Raw genomic sequence first — 19,165 nt, 5'->3', positions numbered from 1 at the left:
CCCCTGCTGCGGCCCGCCCCCCGCACGCCGAGCGTGTGAGACATGACCCCGTCCCAAGGTTTCCTCGCCGAGATCAAGGACGCCGTAACCACCCGGGCGGCACTGCTCGTCCTGGGGGTGCTGGTGCTCCAGCTCGCCTTCATCACCTCGTACATCGGGGCCTTCCACCATCCGAAGCCCAGCGAGATCCCGATCGCCGTGACCGCGCCCGCCGCGCAGGTGGCCGAGCGGTCCGCGCAGCAGCTCGGCGCCCTGCCCGGAGACCCGCTCGACCCCCGTGTCGTCGAGGGCGAGGCCGCGGCGCTCGCACAGGTACGGAACCGGGACGTCGACGGCGCGCTGATCATCGACCCGGCCGGCCGGACCGACCGGCTGCTGGTCGCCTCGGGCGCCGGAGCCTCGCTGTCCCAGGCCCTGGAGGAGGTCGTGGGCGCCGCGGAACGCGCCCAAGGGCGCACCGTGCGGGTCACCGACGTCGCCCCGGCCGCCAAGGGCGACAGCCGCGGCCTGAGCTCCTTCTACCTCGTCATCGGCTGGTGCGTGGGCGGCTACCTGTGCGCCGCGATCCTCGCCATCAGCGCCGGCGCTCGGCCCGCCAACCCGCACCGCGCCGTCATCCGGCTCGGCGCGCTGCTCGTGTACGCCGTCGCCGCCGGGCTGCTCGGCGCGGTCATCGCCGGCCCGGTCCTGGACGCGCTGCCCGGCAGCATCTGGGGCCTGTGGGGGCTGGGCACCCTGGTCGTCTTCGCGGTCGGCGCGATCACCCTCGCCTTCCAGGGGCTGGCGGGGGTGATCGGCATCGGCCTCGCCATCCTGCTGGTCGTAGTGCTCGGCAACCCGAGCGCGGGCGGTGCCTACCCGTATCCGCTGCTGCCGCCGTTCTGGAGCACGATCGGTCCGGCCCTGCCGCCGGGCGCCGGTACGTACGCCGCGCGCTCCATCACCTACTTCAACGGCAACGGCGCCGGCGGGCCGATGCTGGTGCTCTCCGCCTGGGCCCTGGTCGGCGCGGCGGTCACCCTGGCCTGCGCAACCCTCCGCCGAACCCCCCGAACGCCGACTGCCCCCTGACGGGGGCCGGGATCCGCCTCGCGGTGCCGTTTCCCTGGCGGGGGCTGGGCGGATCCGGGAGCAGTGCCGTAGCCCTCGCGGGAAGCCGAGCGGGATCCGGGCTCGGTGCGGGTCGGTCGCGGTGCCGCCGAGGGGTATCTCCTCGGCTCGCGCGTGCGAGGGGTTCGTTCTGTGGGGGGTGGTTGCGCGCTCGTCCTGCGGGGACACCCCTCCCCGTCCCCGCTCCAGCTGTACGAGCCCGGTTCCGGGAAGACCGAAGCGCTGGCGTGGGGTGGGGACACGGCGGAGTGTCCCCGCAGGACGAGCGCGCGGCCGGGCCGCCTGGCCGAGACAGCCCGCACGCGCCGAGCCGAGGAGACACTCCGGCGGGGCACCGCCCCACCCGTTCCATCCCGCCCCGCGGAAAACCCAGCCACCCCCGGCGGGAGCCGAGCGGCACGCGCCGCGCCGAGGAGACACTCCGGCGGGGCACCGCCCCACACCACCCATCCCGCCCCGCGGAAAACCCAGCCACCCCCGGCGGGAGCCGAGCGGCACGCGCCGAGCCGAGGAGACACTCCGGCGGGGCACCGCCCCACCCGTTCCATCCCGCCCCGCGGAAAACCCAGCCACCCCGGCGAAAGCCGCACCGCGCCATCCCGCCCCGCGGCAAGCGGCCGACCCCGGCGGGAGCCCAGCCACACCAAAGCCGCCCCGCGGGAACGCGGCCACCCCGGCGGGAGCCGAAGGGCCTGGTCCGCCGAGCAACCCCGCAGGGGCACGGCATGATCGGGGGGTGATCACCACCCTCGCCGTCGAGAACTACCGCTCCCTCCGCCGCCTGGTCGTCCCCCTCGGCCGGCTCACCGTCGTGACCGGAGCCAACGGCACGGGCAAGTCCAGCCTCTACCGCTCCCTGCGCCTCCTCGCCGACTCCGCCCGCGGCGGCGCGATCGCCGCACTGGCCCGGGAGGGCGGGCTCCCCTCCACCCTGTGGGCAGGTCCGGAGAATCTGGGCCGGGCGGTCCGAGAGGGGCACCAGCCGCTCCAGGGCACGGTCCGCACCGAACCGGTCAGCCTCCGCCTCGGCTTCGCGGGCGACGAGTTCGGCTACGCGGTGGATTTCGGGCACCCGGTGCCGGTCGCGAACTCCCTCTTCTCCCTCGACCCCGAGATCAAGCGCGAGTGCACCTGGTCGGGGCCGGTCCTGCGCCCGGCGGCGATCCTGTCCGACCGTTCGGGGCCCGCCGTACGGACCCGCACCGCGGACGGCGGCTGGCACCGTACCCAGAACGCCCTGCGCCCCTACGACTCCATGCTCAGCGAACTCGCCGACCCCCAGCTGGCCCCCGACCTCCTCGCCCTGCGCGAGCTGATGCGGTCCTGGCGGTTCTACGACCACGTCCGCACCGACGCGGCCGCCCCGGCCCGCACCCCGCGGATCGGCACTCGTACGCCGGTGCTCGGCGCCGACGGCTCCGACCTGCCGGCCGCGCTCCAGACGATCCGCGAGACCGGGGACGGGGCGGCGCTGGACGAGGCGGTGTCGGCGGCCTTCCCCGGCAGCCGGATCTCCGTCACCGAACGCGACGGCCGCTTCGCGCTGGAGCTGCACCAGCACGGCCTGCTGCGCCCGCTGGGCGCGGCCGAGCTGTCCGACGGGACCCTGCGCTACCTGCTGTGGACCGCGGCCCTGCTGACCCCGCGCCCGCCGGCGCTGATGGTCCTCAACGAGCCGGAGACCAGCCTCCACCCGGACCTGCTGGCCCCGCTCGCGGACCTGATCCTGACCGCCGCCCGGGACACCCAGACGGTGGTCGTCACCCACGCGGAGCCCCTGGCCGAGGCCCTGGCGGCCGGCACCCGCCGGCACCGGGTGGACCTGCGTACGGTCGAGCTGGTCAAGGATTTCGGCCGGACCGAGGTGGCCGGCCGCGAGGGCCCCCTCGACGAGCCCCTCTGGTACTGGCCCAAGCGCTGACCCCCCGCCAGGTCACCAGTCCCCGCGCTCCGGTACCCCCAGCAGCCGGGCCGCGCGCTCGGCTTCGGCGTCGTAGAGCTGAAAGTCGATGCGCCGCCCGTCCGGGGCCCGGTACTCCAGCACCCGCATGCCCGGCCGCCAGCTGTCGCGGACGGCCGCCCTGCCGCCCACGGGCAGCCGGACCGCCGGGCGCAGCGGGGCCTTGAACACCGCGCCGGCGCCGTCCGGGCCCGCGCCCAGCTTCCCGTAGCCGAAGAACCGGCGCCGCGCGCCCTGCCGCCACCGTGCCTGGCAGGGCACGGCCACGACGGCCCCGCCGGAGACCGCCGCACTGCGTCCGGCGGCCCGGCGGGCGACCGTCCGGCGCATCAGGGTCCCGGCCAGCAACGCGACGAGCACCAGCACCGCGAATCCAACGATCGTGATCATGTCCGTTCTCCCCCGCCCCTCCCCGGGGGACCGGCGCCCCCCGGCGGGGTCACCTTAGGCACAGGGGCCGTCGGCGGTCAGGCCGCCCGGTGGACGATCTCGCCCGCCACCACCACCGTTTCGGCCACCGTGCCCGGGATCTCGTCCACCGGGACGGCGAGGATGTCGCGGGACAGGACCACGAAGTCCGCCGCCTTGCCCACGGTGAGCGAACCGCGTTCCTGTTCCAGGAAGTTGGCGTGGGCGGAGCCCATCGTGTAGCCGTGCACGGCGGTGGTGACGTCCACCGTCTCGGCCGGCTGCCACGCCGGGCCGTCGCCGGACAGCGGGCGGCGCGTCACGGCCGTGTAGATGCCGATCATCGGGTCCATCTCGGCCACGTTCCAGTCGCTGGAGAACGCCAGTACCGCTCCCGCCTCGTGCAGGCTGCGCATGGGCCAGGCCTTGTGCCAGCGGTCCGCGCCGACGTTCTCCGCCCAGTCCTTGCCGGGGCCGGCGATCTCCGGCGCGCAGTGCCTCGGCTGCATGCAGGCGACCACGCCGAGTTCCTCGAAGCGCGCTACGTCAGCCGGGTCCAGGCACTCCACGTGGACCACCTGGTGGCGGGCGTCGCGCGGGCCGTTCACCGCCCGCGCGTGCTCGACGGCGTCCAGGACCGTGCGGATGCCCCGGTCTCCGGTGGCGTGCACGAAGCACTGGAAGCCGCGCGCGTCCAGACCGGCCAGCAGTTCCGCGAACTCCCCGGCCGGGTAGAAGGTCTCCCCGCGGTGCGCGCCGCATCCGGTGTACGGCTCCAGCAGCGCGGCCGTGCGCGGCTCCACGACGTCGTCGATGTAGAGCTTGAGGGGGCCGACGCGCAGCCGGTCCCCCGCGTAGGAACGGGCGGCCGCCTCGAAGTCGTCGAGGTCCTGCGGCGTGGTGCCGCGCGGGTGGAAGAGGGCGGCGACGATCCGCGAGCGCAGGCGGCCCTCCGCCCGGGCCCGCTCGTAGAGGGCGAGGTCGTCGAGGGAGTTCTGCGGTTCCACGACGGTGGTGATGCCGTAGCCGATGGCGTCGTCGAGGCTCTTGGCGAGCCGCCCGTACTGCCGGTCCGGCGAGGCCCACGGCACGCCGAGGTGGCGCAGTGCGCGGTGGCCTTCGCGGGAGAGGCCCTTGACGGCGAAGTCCTTGACGAATCCGGTGGGTTCGCCGGTGACGGGGTCCAGGGCGGGTGTGCCGAAGGGGAGGTCCGTGCGGTTCCGGGTGACGCCGAGGCGGCGCAGGGCGGCCGTGTTGAGCCAGGCGGTGTGCACGTCGTACGAGAGCACGATCGCCGGGGTGTCCCCGGTGACGGGGTCGAGGTCGGCGGCGCACGGCATCCGTCCGCCGGGGATCGCGGAGTAGTCGAAGGCCTCGGCCTCGATCCACTCGGCGTCCGGGTTGGCCTCCCGCCAGGCGAGGATCCGCTCGTGGATGCCCTCCAGGGTCGTCACGCCGGCGAGCTGGACGCAGGCGTCGTCGGAGCCGAGGCGGACGTGGTTGTGCGCGTCGATGAAGCCGGGGAGGACGAGGCGGCCGGCCGCGTCGATGCGTTCGGTGTCCGGTCCGGCCCAGGTCCCGGCCTCGTTGTCGGGGCCGATCCACACGATGCGGCCGTCGCGCACGGCGAGGGCCTCTGCCTCGGGCAGGTCCGGGTCCACGGTGTGGATGCGGGCGCCGGTGAGCAGCAGGTCGGCGGGGTGGTTCATGGGTGGTGCTCCTGTTGCGGTGGTGGGAGGGGTCAGGCGGCGGCCGGGACGGCGGCGGGCGCGGGGGTCCTGCGGTACAGCGCCGTGTAGACGAGGCCGGAGACGACCGCGCCGAGGAGGGTGAGGTCGGCGCCGCCGAGGGGTGCCACGAGCGGGCCGGTCCACAGCTCGGAGTCGCAGGTCAGGGCGGCGAAGGTGATGCCGGCGAGGAGCGCGGCCAGGCCGGCCGGGTGGTAGCCGGAGCGGTACCAGTAGGCGCCGTCGGGGCCGGTGGTGTGCAGGGCGTGGCCGTCGTAGCGGCAGCGGCGCAGCAGCATGTCGGCGAGGAAGACCCCGCCCCAGGGCGCGAACACGATGATCAGGAGGGAGAGGAAGGAGGTCAGCGCGCTGGTGAAGTCGGTGAGGAAGAGCGCGGCGAGGGAGCCGAGGCCGGTGATGGCGGCGCTGACGACGATGGCCCGGGAGCGGCTCCACGGGATGCCGAGGACCTGGAGGTTCAGGCTGGAGGAGTAGAGGGTGATGATCGAGTTGGTGACGGATCCGCCGAGGACGAGGGCCAGGAAGACGGGCTGGAACCAGCCGGGCAGCAGGCTCTCGGTGCCGGCGACGGCGTCGGTCATGTCGGTGCGGGTGGCCGCGGCGACGCCCGCGATGCCGAGGGCCACGGAGGAGAGGAAGCCGCCGAGGGCGCCGTACCAGGTGATCGACTTCAGGGAGGTGGTGCGGGGCAGGTAGCGGGTGTAGTCGGCGGGCATCGGCAGGTACGAGAAGGGGGCGGCCAGCATGATCACGAAGGCCAGGCTCCAGCCGGAGGCGCCGGGCACGCCGGTCGCGGGGGCGGCGGTGTCGGCTCCGGGCAGCAGGAAGGCGAGCAGGGCTGCGAAGCCGGCGGCGAGGACGTAGGCCATCCAGCGTTCGGCGAACTGGACGGTGGCGTGCCCCCACATGGCGACGACGAAGGTCAGCGCGAGGGTGACGAAGAGGGCGGCGGCCCGGGCGGGGGTGCCGTGCAGGAGGCCCAGCTCTTCGAGGAAGACCTCGAGGGCCAGGGTGCCGACGAGGGTGTTGAGGATGGTGTAGCCGATGCCGACCAGCCAGTTGAGGACTCCGGCGGGCAGGTTGCCGCGGACGCCGAAGGCGGCGCGGGAGATGACCAGGGTGGCGGTGCCGGTGCGGATGCCGGACAGTCCGGCGGCACTGATCGCGAAGAAGGCCAGTCCGCTGACCACGACCACGGCGGTGGCCTGCCAGAAGGTGAGCCCGAAGGCGACGGCCAGGGCTCCGTTGATCACGTAGGTGAAGGTCAGGTTGGAGCCGAACCAGAGCCAGAAGAGGTCGCGCGCCCTGCCGTGCCGCTCGCTGTCCGGGATCGGATCGATGCCGCGCGTCTCGACTCTGAAGATCTCGTCACTCATCGCTGCACGCACCCTTGATCTTGAATGGCGTTCTAAGTTCTTGAATGGCATTCAAGATGAAGGGTGGACCGGACCCCCGTCAAGACCCTGTCCGGGATAAGGTCGGCCCACGAAGATCGGGAGGCGGCAGCGGTGGCAGCGGTGGCAGGAGCGGCACGGCGACGCGACGGGCAGGTGGCCCAGGAGCGGATGCTGGAGGAGGCCATGGCGGCGATCGCCGAGGACGGGCTCGCGGCGCTGACCATGTCCAAGCTCGCCGACCGGCTCGGCACCAGCGGCGGCCACATCCTGTACTACTTCGGCAGCAAGGACCGGCTGCTGCTGGAGGCGCTGCGCTGGAGCGAGGAGCAGCTCGCGGTGGAGCGCGCGGCCCTGCTGCGTCGCCGCGTCACGGCCCCCCGCAAGCTGGAGCTCTTCCTGGAGCTGTACCTGCCGCGCGGCCCGCGCGACCCGCGCTGGACCCTCTGGATCGAGCTGTGGGCCCGTACGCCGTCCAACGACGACCTGCGCGCGGCCCAGGAGGAGATCGACGCGGGCTGGCACGAGGACCTGCGGGCGCTCCTGGCGAAGGGCGTGGAGCAGGGCCGGTTCGCCCCGACGGACACGGCCGACCGGGCCTCGGAGCTGCTCGCGCTGCTGGACGGGCTGAGCACCCGGGTGGTGCTGGGCCAGCGCGACGCGGACCGGGTGCGGGCGCTGGAGCGGGCGCGCTCGGCGACGGCCCTGCTGGTCGAACACCTCTGAGGGCACAGCGACCCCCGGGGATGTCCTGGGCCCCACTGGTCGGCGGCGCGCGCTTGCGGGCGCCTTCACGGGAATTGCCCCCGAAGTGCGCCCTACCGCACTCCTCCCCCAGCGAGCACAATCGCCGTGACGACCCACACCGATCGTGAGGGAGGGAGCGCGTGCGCAATCAGGTGCGCACAGCGGACGGGCGCGCTCTGACCGTGGAGCGCTGGGGTGATCCGGACGGCAAGCCCGTCTTCCTCCTCCATGGCATGCCCGGCAGCCGCCTGGGCCCGGCCCCCCGGGGCATGGTCCTCTACCAGCGCCGGATGCAGCTCATCGCCTACGACAGACCCGGCTACGGCGGCTCCGACCGCCACCCGGGCCGCACCGTGGCCGACGTGGCCCACGACGTGGCCGCGGTGGCGGACGCCCTCGGCCTGGACCGGTTCGCGGTGGCGGGCCGCTCCGGTGGCGCCGCCGGCGCCCTGGCCTGCGCCGCCCTGCTGTCGGATCGGGTCACCCGTACCGCGGCGATGGTCGGCCTGGCCCCCCGGGACGCGGAGGACCTGGACTGGTTCGCCGGGATGGCCGCGTCGAACGTCAAGGAGTACACCACCGCCTCCACCGACCCCGAGGAGCTGGCCGCCCGGCTGATCCCGCGCGCCGCCGGCATCCGCAAGGACCCGGGGCGGCTGCTGGACGAGCTGCGCCGGGAACTGACCGACAACGACCGCATGATCGTCTCGGACGCCGGGCTGCGGTCGATGCTGCTGCGGAACTACCGTGAGGGGCTGCGCCATTCGGCGTACGGCTGGATCGACGACGTCCTCGCCTTCAGCCGCCCCTGGGGCTTCGACCCGGCCGACATCCGCTGCCCGGTGCTGATCTGGCACGGGGAGCTCGACGTGTTCTCCCCCGTGGGCCACTCCCGGTGGCTGGCGCGCCGGATCCCGGGAGCCACGACCGCGATCGAGCCGGCCGCCGCCCACTTCGCGGCCCTGCGCGCGCTGCCCGACGTACTGAACTGGCTGCTGCGCGACCTGCCCACCCCGCCCCTCAGCGAACAGCAGCCCGCCTAGCGGCCGTTCGGGCTCCCGACGACGCACCGCGGGGCTCCGACCCGCCTCCGCACCACGCCTGATCAGGCGTCACGTCTCACTGCGCAGGCGCGTGATCGCTCCGGTCGGCGCACCCTCGGCCGAGCCGGGAGACGGGCCCGCCGCGCCGGAACCCCGACCCCCGGGCCGGGCGCTCCCGGCCCCTGCGGCGGGCAGCCGGGTGACCCGCGCCCCGGGCTTCCGGGGCGGTCCGCACCCCGTCCGGCCGGACCGTCCCCCGGGCCCCTCCCCGGGCCGCACCCCGGCCCCGGGCCGGCGGTCCGGGAGAAAAGGATCTTGCCGTCCGGCGAACGGCCGAATAACCCACCTCGGGAAATGCGCCGAGCGCGCTATAGAACGGTTGACCAGGCGTCATGTCTCGGTTGTGAATCCACCGTGGCCGAGTAAAGTCCACGCTTGACGGCAGCGCGTCGCTGTTGTCATTCACATGCCCATTCCATATGGCTTCCCCGAGGACGGTGTCGTGAACACTTCCGCAACCCCCGTGACCAGCACGGTCAAGGCCCACCGGGTCCCGCTCACCAAGATCGATGTCGAGACCGCGGCCGCGGCCGCGACGCTCGGTCGCGTGCTCCCGGCTGAATCCCGCCGTCCGGTTCAGGCGCCGATCTTCAACTCCGCGCTCTGAGGCGGAGCGAGAGCTCTAGACTGGCGGAATGACCGGCCTGATCGCATTTCGCGAGATCGTCCTGAAAGTTCACAGCAGATGCGATCTTGCTTGTGATCATTGCTATGTCTACGAACATGCAGATCAGAGCTGGCGAGCCCGGCCGAAAGTGATCTCCCCCGAGGTTATTTCACGGACGGCGTCCAGGCTCGCCGAACATGCCCGTGACCATGCACTCCCCTCCGTCACGGTGATTCTCCACGGAGGGGAACCCCTGTTGGCGGGCACGGCCCGGCTCCGACTCGTCTGCGAGGAGTTCAGCCGGGCGCTCACCGGGATCGCCGCCCTCGACCTGCGGATCCACACCAACGGGCTCCAGCTCAGCGCGCGTTACCTCGACCTCTTCGCCGAGTTCGGCGTCCGGGTCGGCATCTCCCTCGACGGGGACCGCGCCGCCAACGACCGCCACCGCCGCTTCGCGGACGGCCGTACGAGCCATCCGCTGGTCCTCGCGGCCGTCGCGCTGCTGCGCTCCGCGCCCTACCGCCACCTCTACCAGGGCCTGCTCTGCACCGTGGACGTGGCCAACGATCCCGTCGCCGTGCTCGACGCCCTCGTCGAACTCGAGCCCCCGCGCGTGGACTTCCTCCTCCCGCACGCCACCTGGGAGGCGCCGCCCGTCCGGCCCGACGACGCCCCGGACGCCTACGCCCGGTGGCTCCTGCGGATCTTCGACCACTGGGAGCGGCTGGGCCGCCCGGTACCCGTACGGCTCTTCGAGTCCGTCCTGTCGACGCTGCGCGGCGGACCCAGCCTCACCGAGTCGCTCGGCCTCGCGCCCACCGACCTCGTCGTCGTCGAGACCGACGGCACCCTGGAGCAGGTGGACTCCCTCAAGAGCGCCTTCGAAGGGGCGGCGGCCACCGGCTTCAACGTCTTCGACCACGCCTTCGACCGGGTCGCCGCCCATCCCGGGGTCCGCGCCCGGCAACTGGGCCTGGCGGGCGTCAGCGACCCGTGCCGCCGCTGCCCCGTCGTACGGTCGTGCGGGGGCGGGCTCTACACCCACCGCTACCGCGACCGCAACGGCTTCGACAACCCCTCCGTGTACTGCACCGACCTGCGCGAACTGGTGGACGGGGTCGAGGGCCGCACGGCGCACCGGGAGACCGCTCCGCAGCTGTCCGACCCGGCCGAACTGGCCCGCTCCCAGGAGGAGCTGACCCGGATCCTGCTGGCCCGGCTGAACGCGGACCTCACCGGCGACCCCGACTGGGCGCACGCCTGGGAGCTGGTGGCCGCCGTGGAGCGGGCCGGGCGGGCGGGCACCGACGCGCTGGACGCCGTACTGGACCACCCGTTCACCCGGACCTGGGTGCTGGCGGCCCTGGACGCCGCACGCGACGGCCTGCCCGGCGGCGAGGAGGCGGCCCGCAGGCTCACCGCGCTGGCCGCCGCGGCCGTGCTGCGCGGCGGGCTGGACCTGCCGGCCGAGGTGGCCTACCGGGACGGTGAGGTGTACCTGCCGACGCTCGGACTGCTGCGGCTCGGGGAGCCGGGTACGGAAGGCCGGGCCTCCCTGCACGTCACCGACGACGGCTACGTCGCCCGGGACGGCCGCTCCGAGCACCGCTTCGGACCGGCGGCGGGCGACGCCCGCTGGCAGCCCGTACGCACCTGGTCGGCCGGCCCGGACGCGGCGCCGGTGGCCCTGGAGGACCTCGACCCGTACCGCAACTGCTTCCCCCGCCCGCCCCGGCTCCGGCTCGGCGCCGGCGAGGCCGAGGAGTGGCGGGGCCGGCTCGACCGGGCCTGGGCGCTGCTGCACAAGGCGGTGCCCGGGTTCGCCCGGGCGGCGGCGGCCGGGCTGACCACACTGACCCCGCTCGCGGGCGGCCCGCGGGCCGGCGGCTGGGGCGAGGCGGGGCGGCACGGGCCGGGGGCGCTCGGGGTGCCGTACGCGGCGGGCGTACGGGAGACCGCGCTCGCGCTGCTGACCGGGCGGCGGCGGACCCGGCTGCGGGCCCTGACCGAGGTGACCGACCTGTACGCGCTGGACGGGGAGTGGCAGCACCGGTCGCCGTGGCGGTCGCGCCCGGTGCCGGTGTCGCGGCTGCTGGCCGACGTGCACGAGCGGGTGGCGGTGGAGGCGTACCGGCGGGCGACGGCGGGCCCCGAGCCGGGCGGCTCGGACCGCATCCACGAGGCCCTGGACCGGCTCTCGGCCGCGGCCGAGCTGACGGTCACCGGCAAGCGGCTGGTGGCGGAGCTGCGCTACGAGCTGAAGGCGGTCGGCGCATGAGCGCCCACTCCCACTCCCCCGCCCCGGCGCCCTCCCCGGCCGGCCCGGGCCGGGGCCCCCGGGCCGCGGGCGCCCTCCGGCTCGCGGTGCAGCTGCGGCTGCTCGGCGTGCGGCCGGGGATGCGGCTCATGGTGCACGCCTCGCTGCGCGGGACCGGGCTGCGCGCGGAGCAGCTGCGCGACGCCCTGACGGGCGTCCTGGGCCCGCGCGGGACCCTGGTGGTGCCCGCGTTCACCCCGGAGAACTCCAGGACCTCCAGCGCCCATCTGGAGCGGATCGCCGGGATGGACGAGGCCGAGGTGCGGGCCTTCCGCGACCGGATGCCCGCCTTCGACCCGGCGAGCACCCCCAGCCAGGGCATGGGCTCCCTGGCGGAGGCCGTCCGCACCGCGCCGGGCGCAGCGCGCAGCTCCCATCCGCAGACCTCCTTCGCCGCGCTCGGCGCGGACGCGGAGCGGCTTTGCGCCGGTCACCGCCTGGAATGCCACCTCGGCGAGGAGTCGCCCCTGGGAAAGCTGTGCTGGGAGGGCGGACAGGTACTCATGATCAATGTGGGGTTTTCCGTCTGCACCGCTTTCCATCTCGCGGAGTATCGAATTCCGAAGCCCCCCTTGCGCATGTACGAGTGTGTGGTGAAGGTGAACCTTCCGGAGGGGCACCAGGGGTCCCGCCAGGAGGGGGAGTGGACCGCGTACGAGGACGTCGCGCTTGATGACGGCGATTTCGCGGAGATCGGCAGGGCGTTCCCGGATGCGCGGGTGCGCAGGGGGCGGGTCGCGGGGGCGTCGACCATGCTCTTCTCCGTCCCGGAAGCCGTCGACCACGCCCTTGACTGGATGACCGAAAACCGATGCTGATTGACTGAACGATGAGGGGATGTGGCGAAGCAGCTCCGGAATGATGTTTCTTCGCTCGCATCTTCGGGACGGGGGGCGTGTGCCCGCATCAGTGCAGCCGTATTTTTTTCTCAGTTATGCGCATACACCGAGATTCGGGGCCGGGGGGCCCGATCCCGACATGTGGGTGGAGCGCCTGTTCCGCGATCTCTGCAGCCATGTCATGGCGCTGACGGATCTGCCCGCCGGAGCCGAGGCCGGCTTCATGGACCGGGAGATACGCAGCGGCGAGGGCTGGTCGGAGCGGCTCGGGGCGGCGCTCGCCACCTGCCGGGTCTTCGTCCCGCTGTTCTCGCCGCGGTACTTCGCCAGTGAGATGTGCGGCAAGGAGTGGTACGCCTTCGCGCAGCGGGCGATCCACCAGGGGGCCGTGAGCAACCAGCCGGCCGAGGCCATCGTGCCCGCGTTATGGGTGCCGGTCCCCCCGTCGCAACTGCCCGGCCCCGCCGAGCGGTTGCAGTTCAACCACAACACCTTCGGCGAGCGCTACGTCACCGACGGGCTGTACGGGCTCATCAAACTGCGCGGTTACGCCGAGCAGTACGAGCGGGCGGTGTACGAGCTCGCCAAGCGCATCGTCCGGGTCGCCGAGACCGTCCGTCTCGAACCGGTCCGCCCGCTGGACTACCGCGGCGTGCCGAGCGCCTTCGGCCCCACGGGCAGCAGCCCCGCCCGCACCCTGCACGTGACCGTGGCCGCCGCCTCCCGGCACGACCTGCCGGACGGGCGCAGCCCCGAGTACTACGGGGACAGCGCGCTGGAGTGGAACCCGTACCACCCGGTGGCCCAGCGGCCCATCGCCTACGTCGCCGAGGACCTGGTCAAGAACCTCAACTACCAGACCAGCATCGGCTCCTTCGACGACGAGGCCGGGCACTACGACAGCAAGCAGCCGCCGACCCGGCCGGAGATCCTGATCGTCGACCGCTGGGTGGTCGAGGACGAGCACCGCCGCCAGCGCCTGGCCGCCTTCGACCAGGAGTCCCGCCCGTGGGTCAACGTGGTCGTGCCGTGGAACCGCTACGACCACCAGAGCCGCGCGAAGGAGATCGAACTGGCGCGGCGGCTGGAGGAGACCCTGCCCGTCAAGATGGGCCAGGGCCGGGCCGCCTGCCGGGCCGCGGCCAACGGGGTGGCCAACATGGAGACCCTCGGACAGATCCTGCCGCAGGTGGTCGAGGCCGCGGCGCAGCAGTTCCTCAGACACGCCCAGGTGTACCTGCCGGCCGGCAACACCCACACCGAACGCCCGCGGCTGCTCGGGCCGATGGGGATGAGCGGGCCTCCGGCCCCGCCGCGGGTGCCCTTCCCGCCCGACACGTTCGGCGGCCACAACGACGGCAACGACAGCAACGACACCGACCGGGGGGACGCGGATGACAGCGAGTCGTGACAGCAGGGACGGCCATGACGGGCGTGACGGGCGTGACGGGCGCATCGTCACCTTCTACTCGTACAAGGGCGGCACGGGCCGCACCATGGCGCTGGCCAACACCGCCTGGATCCTGGCGGCCAACGGCAAGCGGGTCCTGGCGGTGGACTGGGACCTGGAGGCCCCGGGCCTGCACCGCTTCTTCCACCCGTTCCTGGACCCGTCCACGCTCGGGGCCACCACCGGGGTCATCGACCTGATCAGCGAGTACGCGTGGGCCGCCACCAGTCCGGTGGCGCGCGCCGACGACTGGCACAAGGACTACGCGCGGATACAGCCGCACGCGGTCTCGCTCACCCCGGAGACCCTGGGCTGGGAGTTCCCCGACGGCGGCACGCTGGACTTCGTCTCGGCGGGCCGGCAGAACCGCGAGTACTCCGCGACGGTGTCCACCTTCGACTGGGACAACTTCTACGACCGGCTCGGCGGCGGGCTGTTCTTCGACGCCTTACGCGCCGACATGAAGCGGAACTACGACTACGTCCTGATCGACAGCCGCACCGGCCTGTCCGACATCGCGGACATCTGCACCGTGCACCTCCCGGACATCCTCGTGGACTGCTTCACCCTGTCCGACCAGTCCATCGACGGCGCCGCGTCCGTGGCCCGCCAGATCGACGAGCGGTTCAACGACCGCGGCATCAAGATCTACCCGGTCCCGATGCGGATCGACGAGGGCGAGAAGGAGAAGGCCGACGCGGGCCGGGCGCTGGCCCGGATCAAGTTCGACCGGTTCCCGGGCGGCCTGGTCGGGGACGAGCTGACCTCCTACTGGGGTGCGGTGGAGATCCCGTACCGGCCGTACTACGCCTACGAGGAGACGCTGGCCACCTTCGGCGACGAGGCCGGGCTGACCAACTCCCTGCTCTCGGCCTTCGAGCGGCTGACCGCGGTGGTCACCGAGGGCGGGATCACCTCCATGCCGGCCATCGGCGAGGAGGTCCGCCTGCGCATCAGGGACGCCTTCACGCGGCGCCGTCCGGCACTGCCGGCGGACCTGTTCCTGTCCTACGTCGCCGAGAACCGGATGTGGGCGGACTGGATCGAGTCGGTACTGACCCGGGCCGGCTTCCGGGTGGTGCCCAAGGACGTCTCGGCCGAGCGGCCGGCGCCCACGGCCGCAGGGGGCTCCGCCGGGGACACCCTGGGCGGTGGCACGGGCATCAGCATCGACACCGCCGCCCGCACGGTGGTGCTGCTGTCCACGGCCTACCTGAAGTCCACCCGGGCCGTGGACGTGTGGGAGCGGGCGGCCGCCGAGGACCCGACCGGGGGCCGGCGCCAGCTGGTGCCGCTGCGGGTGGGCGACGTACGGCTGTCCACGCCGTACATCGACCGCAACCCGGTGGACCTGTTCCGGCTCGACGAGGTGCACGCCACCGCCGCCCTGCTGCGCGCGGTGGAGCGGCCCATGGCCCTGCCCGACAGCGTGGCGAGCGCCTCGCAGCCCGGCCCGCGCTTCCCGGGGACCGTTCCGAAGATCTGGAACGCTCCGCCCCGCAACCCCGGGTTCACCGGCCGCAGCATCGTGCTGGAGCGGATGCGCGACCAGCTCGGCGGCGGCATGGCCGTGGTGCTTCCGCAGCCGCAGACCCTGTTCGGTCTCGGCGGTGTCGGCAAGACGCAGGTGGCGCTGGAGTACGTGCACCGGTTCATGGCCGACTACGACCTGGTGTGGTGGATCTCCTCGGAGCAGACCGACGACGTGGTCGCCGCGCTCGCGGAGCTGGCCGTACGGCTGGGCGCGCAGACCGGCGAGGACATGGCGGCCGCCTCCCAGGAGGCGATCGACCTGCTGCGGCGCGGGGTGCCGTCCTCCCGCTGGCTGCTGGTCTTCGACAACGCGGACGATCCCGAGACCCTCAAGCGGTTCTTCCCGCCGGGCGGTCCGGGGCACGTTCTGGTGACCTCCCGCAACCAGTCATGGTCGCAGTACGGCGACGCGCTGCCGGTGGACGTGTTCCTGCGCGAGGAGTCCATCGAGCACCTCCAGCGGCGGGCCCCGGGGCTCACCAAGGAGGACGCCGAGCAGGTGGCGGTCGCGGTGGGCGACCTGCCGCTGGCCGTCGAGCAGGCGGGCGCCTGGATCGCGGAGACCGCGACCCCGGTGGCCGCGTACATCGAGCAGCTGGCCCAGCAGGCGGCGAGCGTCCTGGCCCTGAACCAGCCGCCCGGATATCCGGAGCCGGTGGCCGCCACCTGGAACATCTCCATAGAGCGGCTCCAGTCCCGTTCGCCGGCCGCCGTGCGGCTGCTCCAGCTGTGCGCCTTCCTGGCTCCCGAGCCGATCTCGGCGAACCTGCTGTACAGCAAGGAGATGATCGACGCACTCAAGCCCTACGACGCCTCGCTCCAGGAGAAGCTGGTGCTGGGCCGGGTGATCCGGGAGATCGGCCGGTTCGCGCTGGCCAAGGTCGACCAGGTCAGCAACAGCATCCAGGTGCACCGGCTGGTGCAGGCCGTCATCCGGTCGCAGATGCCGGAGGAGGACCAGCGGGAGGCCCGGCACGCCGTCCACCGGATCCTGGCCGGCGCCCGGCCGGACGACGACGAGCCGATCGACAACCCGGAGACGTGGCCGCGGTTCAACACCATCTGGTCGCACCTCACCCCGGCGGAGGCCCGGTACTGCAAGGAGCCGGAGACGCGCCGGCTGCTGATCGACCGGGTCCGCTACCTGTGGAAGCGCGGCGACTTCAAGGCCGCCTACCAGCTCGGCGAGGAACTGCGCGAGGCCTGGAAGGAGATGCTGGGCAACGACGACCTGCAGTACCTGTACCTGCGCTTCCACCTGTCGAACATCCTGCGGTCGCAGGGCCGGTTCGTGGAGGCGAAGGAGCTGGACGAGGTCACGCTGGAGCGGCAGCGGGCGGTGCTGGGCCCGTCGCACCCGCACACGTACATGACCATGAGCGGCCTGGCCAACACCCTCGGCGCGCTGGGCCAGTACGGGCAGGCGATGGAGCTGGCGACCGACGCCCACGAGGGGTTCAGCCAGATCTTCCACGAGGCGCACCCGCGCACCCTGGCGGCGGCGAACAACCTGGCGCTGAACCTGCGGCTGGTGGGCCAGTACACCAGAGCCCGTGAGATCGACCAGGAGGTGTACGACCTGCGCACGGAGGTGCTCGGCCCGGAGCACCCGTACACCCTGTCGTCGGCGCAGAACCTCGCCCGCGACCTGCGCGAGGTGGGCCGGTACGAGGATTCGGTGCAGCTGCTCAGCCGGACGTACGAGATCTACAAGCGGACGCTGGGGCGGGCGTTCCCGGGCACCCTGTCGGCCGCGAAGAACCTGGCGGTGTCGCTGCGCAGGGCCGGCCAGCTGGAGGACGCGCTGCGGCTGACCACGGCCACCCGGGCCCGCTACCGGGCCAAGTACACCTCGGTCAACCCGGACCTGCTCTCCTGCGAACTGAACCTGGCGTCGGACCTGTTCGCGACCGGGGACCCCGGCGGGGCGCGGGACCTGGCGCAGGAGGTGGTGGACGAGTACATGAAGGTGCCGGGCGAGCGGCACCCGTACACGCTGGCGGCCGTTAACAACCTGGCGGTCTTCCACTGGGGCACGGGCTCTGCGGAACCTGCGGAGGCGATGCTGCGGCAGACGATCCGGGGCATGCGGGACGTCCTGGGCGACAACCACCCGCACACGGTCTTCGCCCACCTCAACCTGGCCAACGCCCGGGCGGACCTGGGCGATCCGGAAGGGGCCCTGGAGCTGGAGCGGCTCGCCGTGCTGCGGCTGCGCGAGGCGCTCGGGGCGCACCATCCGGAGACCCTGGCGAGCAGCTCCAACATGGCGATCAGCCTGGACTCGATGGGCCGCAAGGAGGAGGCGGCGAGGCTGCGCGCCGAGGTGGTGTCCGAGCTGACCCGGCTGCTCGGCGAGGACCACAGCCTGACCCGGTACGCGCGGGACGAGCGGCGGATCCACCGGGACCTGGAGCCGCTCGCCGTGTGATCCGACGGAGGGCGGCGGGGGCCGCGGCCCCCGCCGCCCGCCACCCGACATCAGGGGGGCGTTGTGACCGACAGCACGACCTTTCGAAACGAGGACCTGCCGGTCCTCTTCCACCACACGGACCAGGCGGCGATCTCCCGGCAGCGGGAGTCCACCCAGGCCACGAGGGTCCAGCTGCTGCTGCTCGTCGCGGCCGCGGGGGCCGCCGCGCTGCCGCCGGGGCCGAAGCTCGGCTCGCTGCACCTGTTCGGGCTGCTCAGCGTGCTCAGTTACGCGGGGGTGCTGGCCGTCGGCATGCGGGCGACCAGGCGCCGGGCCCGCCCGCAGTGGCAGCTCAACCGCAGTGCGGCGGAGTTCATCAAGTCGCTCGCCTGGCGGTACGCGGTGCACGGGGCACCGTTCGGCAGTGACGTGGCCGACCCCGGGGAGGCGTACCGGACGCGGCTGGAGGCGGGCCTGGCCGAGCTGCGGAAGATGGGCTGGGAGGATCCGCGGACGGCGGGCTCCGTGCCGGAGGGCGCGGAGATCACCGGCGCGATGCACCGGCTGCGCGGCCGGGACTACCACGCGCGGCGGGAGACGTACGTCCGGGACCGGCTGATCGAGCAGCGCAACTGGTACCGGAGGCGGACGGAGGTGTCGCGGCGGGCGACGCACCTGTGGTCGTGGACGATCGTCCTGCTGACCTGTCTGGCGCTGCTGTTCGCCCTGATGAGGGCGTTCGGTTCGGGTCCGGGCGCGGGCCTGACGGGGCTGCTGAGCACGGCGGCGGCGGCCGGCATCGCCTGGAACGAGGTGCGGCGCCACCATCCGCTGATCGAGGCGCACACCCTGATCGAGCAGGACCTGGCGGCGATGATGGTCGTGATGCAGACGACCATCACCGAGTCCCAGTGGCCCTCGTCCGTGTACGAGACCGAGCGGTACGTCTCGCCGCAGCACACGGACTGGCTGGCCCGGCACAGCAGTTGAGGCAGTGCTGGTGGATGGGTGGCTTGGTGGGCGTGGCTCAGTCGCGGGTCACGCCCTCGCACCACAGGACGGTGACCGGCTTGCCCAGGGCCCGGGCGTAGGCCACGATCTCGGCGGTGCCGCCGTGGCCGCGGGCGGGCCGGCCGTCCCAGACGGCGACGAGCCGGTCGCAGGAGTCGGCGATGTAGGTGCCCGCGGCGTAGTAGGCCTCGTCCGTGGAGCGGGCGAAGTCCATCCGGACCTCCTGCGCGGCCCGGAGCCTGAGGCGCCGGTAGCGCTCCAGAGCCTCGGCGCCGTCGAAGGCGTCTTCGTAGTCCTCGCTGGGGATCACCACGGTGAGGTCGGCGCCGCATTCGAGCGCGATGGCCGCGAACAGCTGGTCGGCTCCGTCGGCGAGGCTGGAGAGGGCCTCCAACGGCCCTTCGTGGCCGCCCAGTACGGCCCGCAGGCCGCTCTCCACATGGCCGAGCACCGAGTCCGGGAGGGACCGGTGCCCGGTCACGCCGATGCGTTTCATGCAGGAACCTTCCCCCGTGGACACGG

The 19,165-nt window shown here is 73.2% G+C and carries 14 protein-coding genes; 10 read left to right on the top strand and 4 right to left on the bottom strand.

Annotation, left to right across the window (positions count from 1 at the left end):
* The first annotated feature begins 42 nt into the window (after positions 1–42).
* Together E6U81_RS30795 and E6U81_RS30790 are read left to right on the top strand one after the other, a co-directional pair.
* A complete protein-coding gene (locus E6U81_RS30795) occupies positions 43–1,071 on the top strand; it encodes a DUF3533 domain-containing protein (RefSeq protein WP_136233307.1) in 1,029 nt (342 codons plus the stop codon).
* Between the two features lie 775 nt (positions 1,072–1,846).
* Positions 1,847–3,031: an AAA family ATPase gene (locus tag E6U81_RS30790; protein ID WP_136233306.1), complete on the top strand. Its 1,185-nt coding sequence runs from the start codon at positions 1,847–1,849 to the stop codon at positions 3,029–3,031.
* A gap of 12 nt (positions 3,032–3,043) precedes the next feature.
* On the opposite strand, the gene E6U81_RS30785 is transcribed toward E6U81_RS30790, so the two are convergent.
* From E6U81_RS30785 to E6U81_RS30775, 3 genes are all read right to left on the bottom strand, one after another.
* Entirely contained in the window at positions 3,044–3,460 is a 417-nt protein-coding gene (locus E6U81_RS30785; RefSeq protein ID WP_136233305.1) for a hypothetical protein, read from the bottom strand.
* 77 nt (positions 3,461–3,537) lie between these two features.
* The gene (locus E6U81_RS30780) at positions 3,538–5,187 is read right to left on the bottom strand and encodes an amidohydrolase (RefSeq protein ID WP_136233304.1); all 1,650 of its coding nucleotides are present in this window, start codon (positions 5,185–5,187) and stop codon (positions 3,538–3,540) included.
* A gap of 32 nt (positions 5,188–5,219) precedes the next feature.
* The gene (locus tag E6U81_RS30775) at positions 5,220–6,602 is read right to left on the bottom strand and encodes a cytosine permease (RefSeq protein WP_136233303.1); all 1,383 of its coding nucleotides are present in this window, start codon (positions 6,600–6,602) and stop codon (positions 5,220–5,222) included.
* Positions 6,603–6,743: 141 nt separating this feature from the next.
* Here E6U81_RS30775 and E6U81_RS30770 point away from each other — a divergent pair, with 141 nt between their 5' ends.
* The 8 genes from E6U81_RS30770 (at position 6,744) to E6U81_RS30735 (ending at position 18,622) form a co-directional block, all read left to right on the top strand.
* The gene (locus E6U81_RS30770) at positions 6,744–7,346 is read left to right on the top strand and encodes a TetR/AcrR family transcriptional regulator (RefSeq protein WP_136233323.1); all 603 of its coding nucleotides are present in this window, start codon (positions 6,744–6,746) and stop codon (positions 7,344–7,346) included.
* Between the two features lie 161 nt (positions 7,347–7,507).
* Positions 7,508–8,410 carry an alpha/beta hydrolase gene (locus E6U81_RS30765; RefSeq protein WP_136233302.1) on the top strand — a complete coding sequence of 301 codons (903 nt, stop codon included), beginning with the start codon at positions 7,508–7,510 and terminating at the stop codon, positions 8,408–8,410.
* A 502-nt stretch (positions 8,411–8,912) separates the two neighbouring features.
* A complete protein-coding gene (gene fxsA, locus E6U81_RS30760) occupies positions 8,913–9,077 on the top strand; it encodes an FxSxx-COOH cyclophane-containing RiPP peptide (RefSeq protein WP_240804113.1) in 165 nt (54 codons plus the stop codon).
* A 28-nt stretch (positions 9,078–9,105) separates the two neighbouring features.
* A complete protein-coding gene (fxsB, locus tag E6U81_RS30755) occupies positions 9,106–11,358 on the top strand; it encodes a radical SAM/SPASM protein FxsB, inactivated metallohydrolase extension form (RefSeq protein ID WP_206310050.1) in 2,253 nt (750 codons plus the stop codon).
* 119 nt (positions 11,359–11,477) lie between these two features.
* Positions 11,478–12,215 (top strand): AAC(3) family N-acetyltransferase, encoded by a 738-nt coding sequence (locus E6U81_RS30750; RefSeq protein WP_240804116.1) that lies wholly within the window; start codon positions 11,478–11,480, stop codon positions 12,213–12,215.
* Between the two features lie 43 nt (positions 12,216–12,258).
* On the top strand, positions 12,259–13,647 hold the full coding sequence (locus tag E6U81_RS30745; RefSeq protein ID WP_240804115.1) for a TIR-like protein FxsC: 1,389 nt from the start codon (positions 12,259–12,261) through the stop codon (positions 13,645–13,647).
* Complete coding sequence (gene fxsT / locus E6U81_RS30740; protein ID WP_136233299.1) at positions 13,631–17,650, top strand: FxSxx-COOH system tetratricopeptide repeat protein; 4,020 nt, start codon at positions 13,631–13,633, stop codon at positions 17,648–17,650. The genes E6U81_RS30745 and fxsT overlap by 17 nt, the downstream gene beginning before the upstream one ends.
* A 63-nt stretch (positions 17,651–17,713) precedes the next feature.
* Positions 17,714–18,622 carry a DUF4231 domain-containing protein gene (locus E6U81_RS30735; protein WP_136233298.1) on the top strand — a complete coding sequence of 303 codons (909 nt, stop codon included), beginning with the start codon at positions 17,714–17,716 and terminating at the stop codon, positions 18,620–18,622.
* 37 nt (positions 18,623–18,659) lie between these two features.
* Here the strand turns inward: E6U81_RS30735 and E6U81_RS30730 are convergent, their stop codons facing one another.
* Complete coding sequence (locus E6U81_RS30730) at positions 18,660–19,139, bottom strand: hypothetical protein (RefSeq protein ID WP_136233297.1); 480 nt, start codon at positions 19,137–19,139, stop codon at positions 18,660–18,662.
* Positions 19,140–19,165: the final 26 nt, after the last annotated feature.

The organism is Streptomyces sp. A0592, from assembly GCF_004795115.1.
Lineage (GTDB): Bacteria > Actinomycetota > Actinomycetes > Streptomycetales > Streptomycetaceae > Streptomyces > Streptomyces erythrochromogenes.
This window is presented reverse-complemented; position numbering and strand designations above follow the sequence as displayed.

Excerpts from the sequence above, each read along its gene's own strand:
- E6U81_RS30750 (WP_240804116.1), top strand. The coding sequence starts at position 11,478 with ATGCGGCTCATGGTGCACGCCTCGCTGCGCGGGACCGGGCTGCGCGCG.
- E6U81_RS30775 (WP_136233303.1), bottom strand. The coding sequence starts at position 6,602 with ATGAGTGACGAGATCTTCAGAGTCGAGACGCGCGGCATCGATCCGATC.
- E6U81_RS30795 (WP_136233307.1), top strand. The coding sequence starts at position 43 with ATGACCCCGTCCCAAGGTTTCCTCGCCGAGATCAAGGACGCCGTAACC.
- E6U81_RS30785 (WP_136233305.1), bottom strand. The coding sequence starts at position 3,460 with ATGATCACGATCGTTGGATTCGCGGTGCTGGTGCTCGTCGCGTTGCTG.
- E6U81_RS30745 (WP_240804115.1), top strand. The coding sequence starts at position 12,259 with ATGTTTCTTCGCTCGCATCTTCGGGACGGGGGGCGTGTGCCCGCATCA.
- E6U81_RS30780 (WP_136233304.1), bottom strand. The coding sequence starts at position 5,187 with ATGAACCACCCCGCCGACCTGCTGCTCACCGGCGCCCGCATCCACACC.
- fxsT (WP_136233299.1), top strand. The coding sequence starts at position 13,631 with ATGACAGCGAGTCGTGACAGCAGGGACGGCCATGACGGGCGTGACGGG.
- E6U81_RS30730 (WP_136233297.1), bottom strand. The coding sequence starts at position 19,139 with ATGAAACGCATCGGCGTGACCGGGCACCGGTCCCTCCCGGACTCGGTG.
- fxsB (WP_206310050.1), top strand. The coding sequence starts at position 9,106 with ATGACCGGCCTGATCGCATTTCGCGAGATCGTCCTGAAAGTTCACAGC.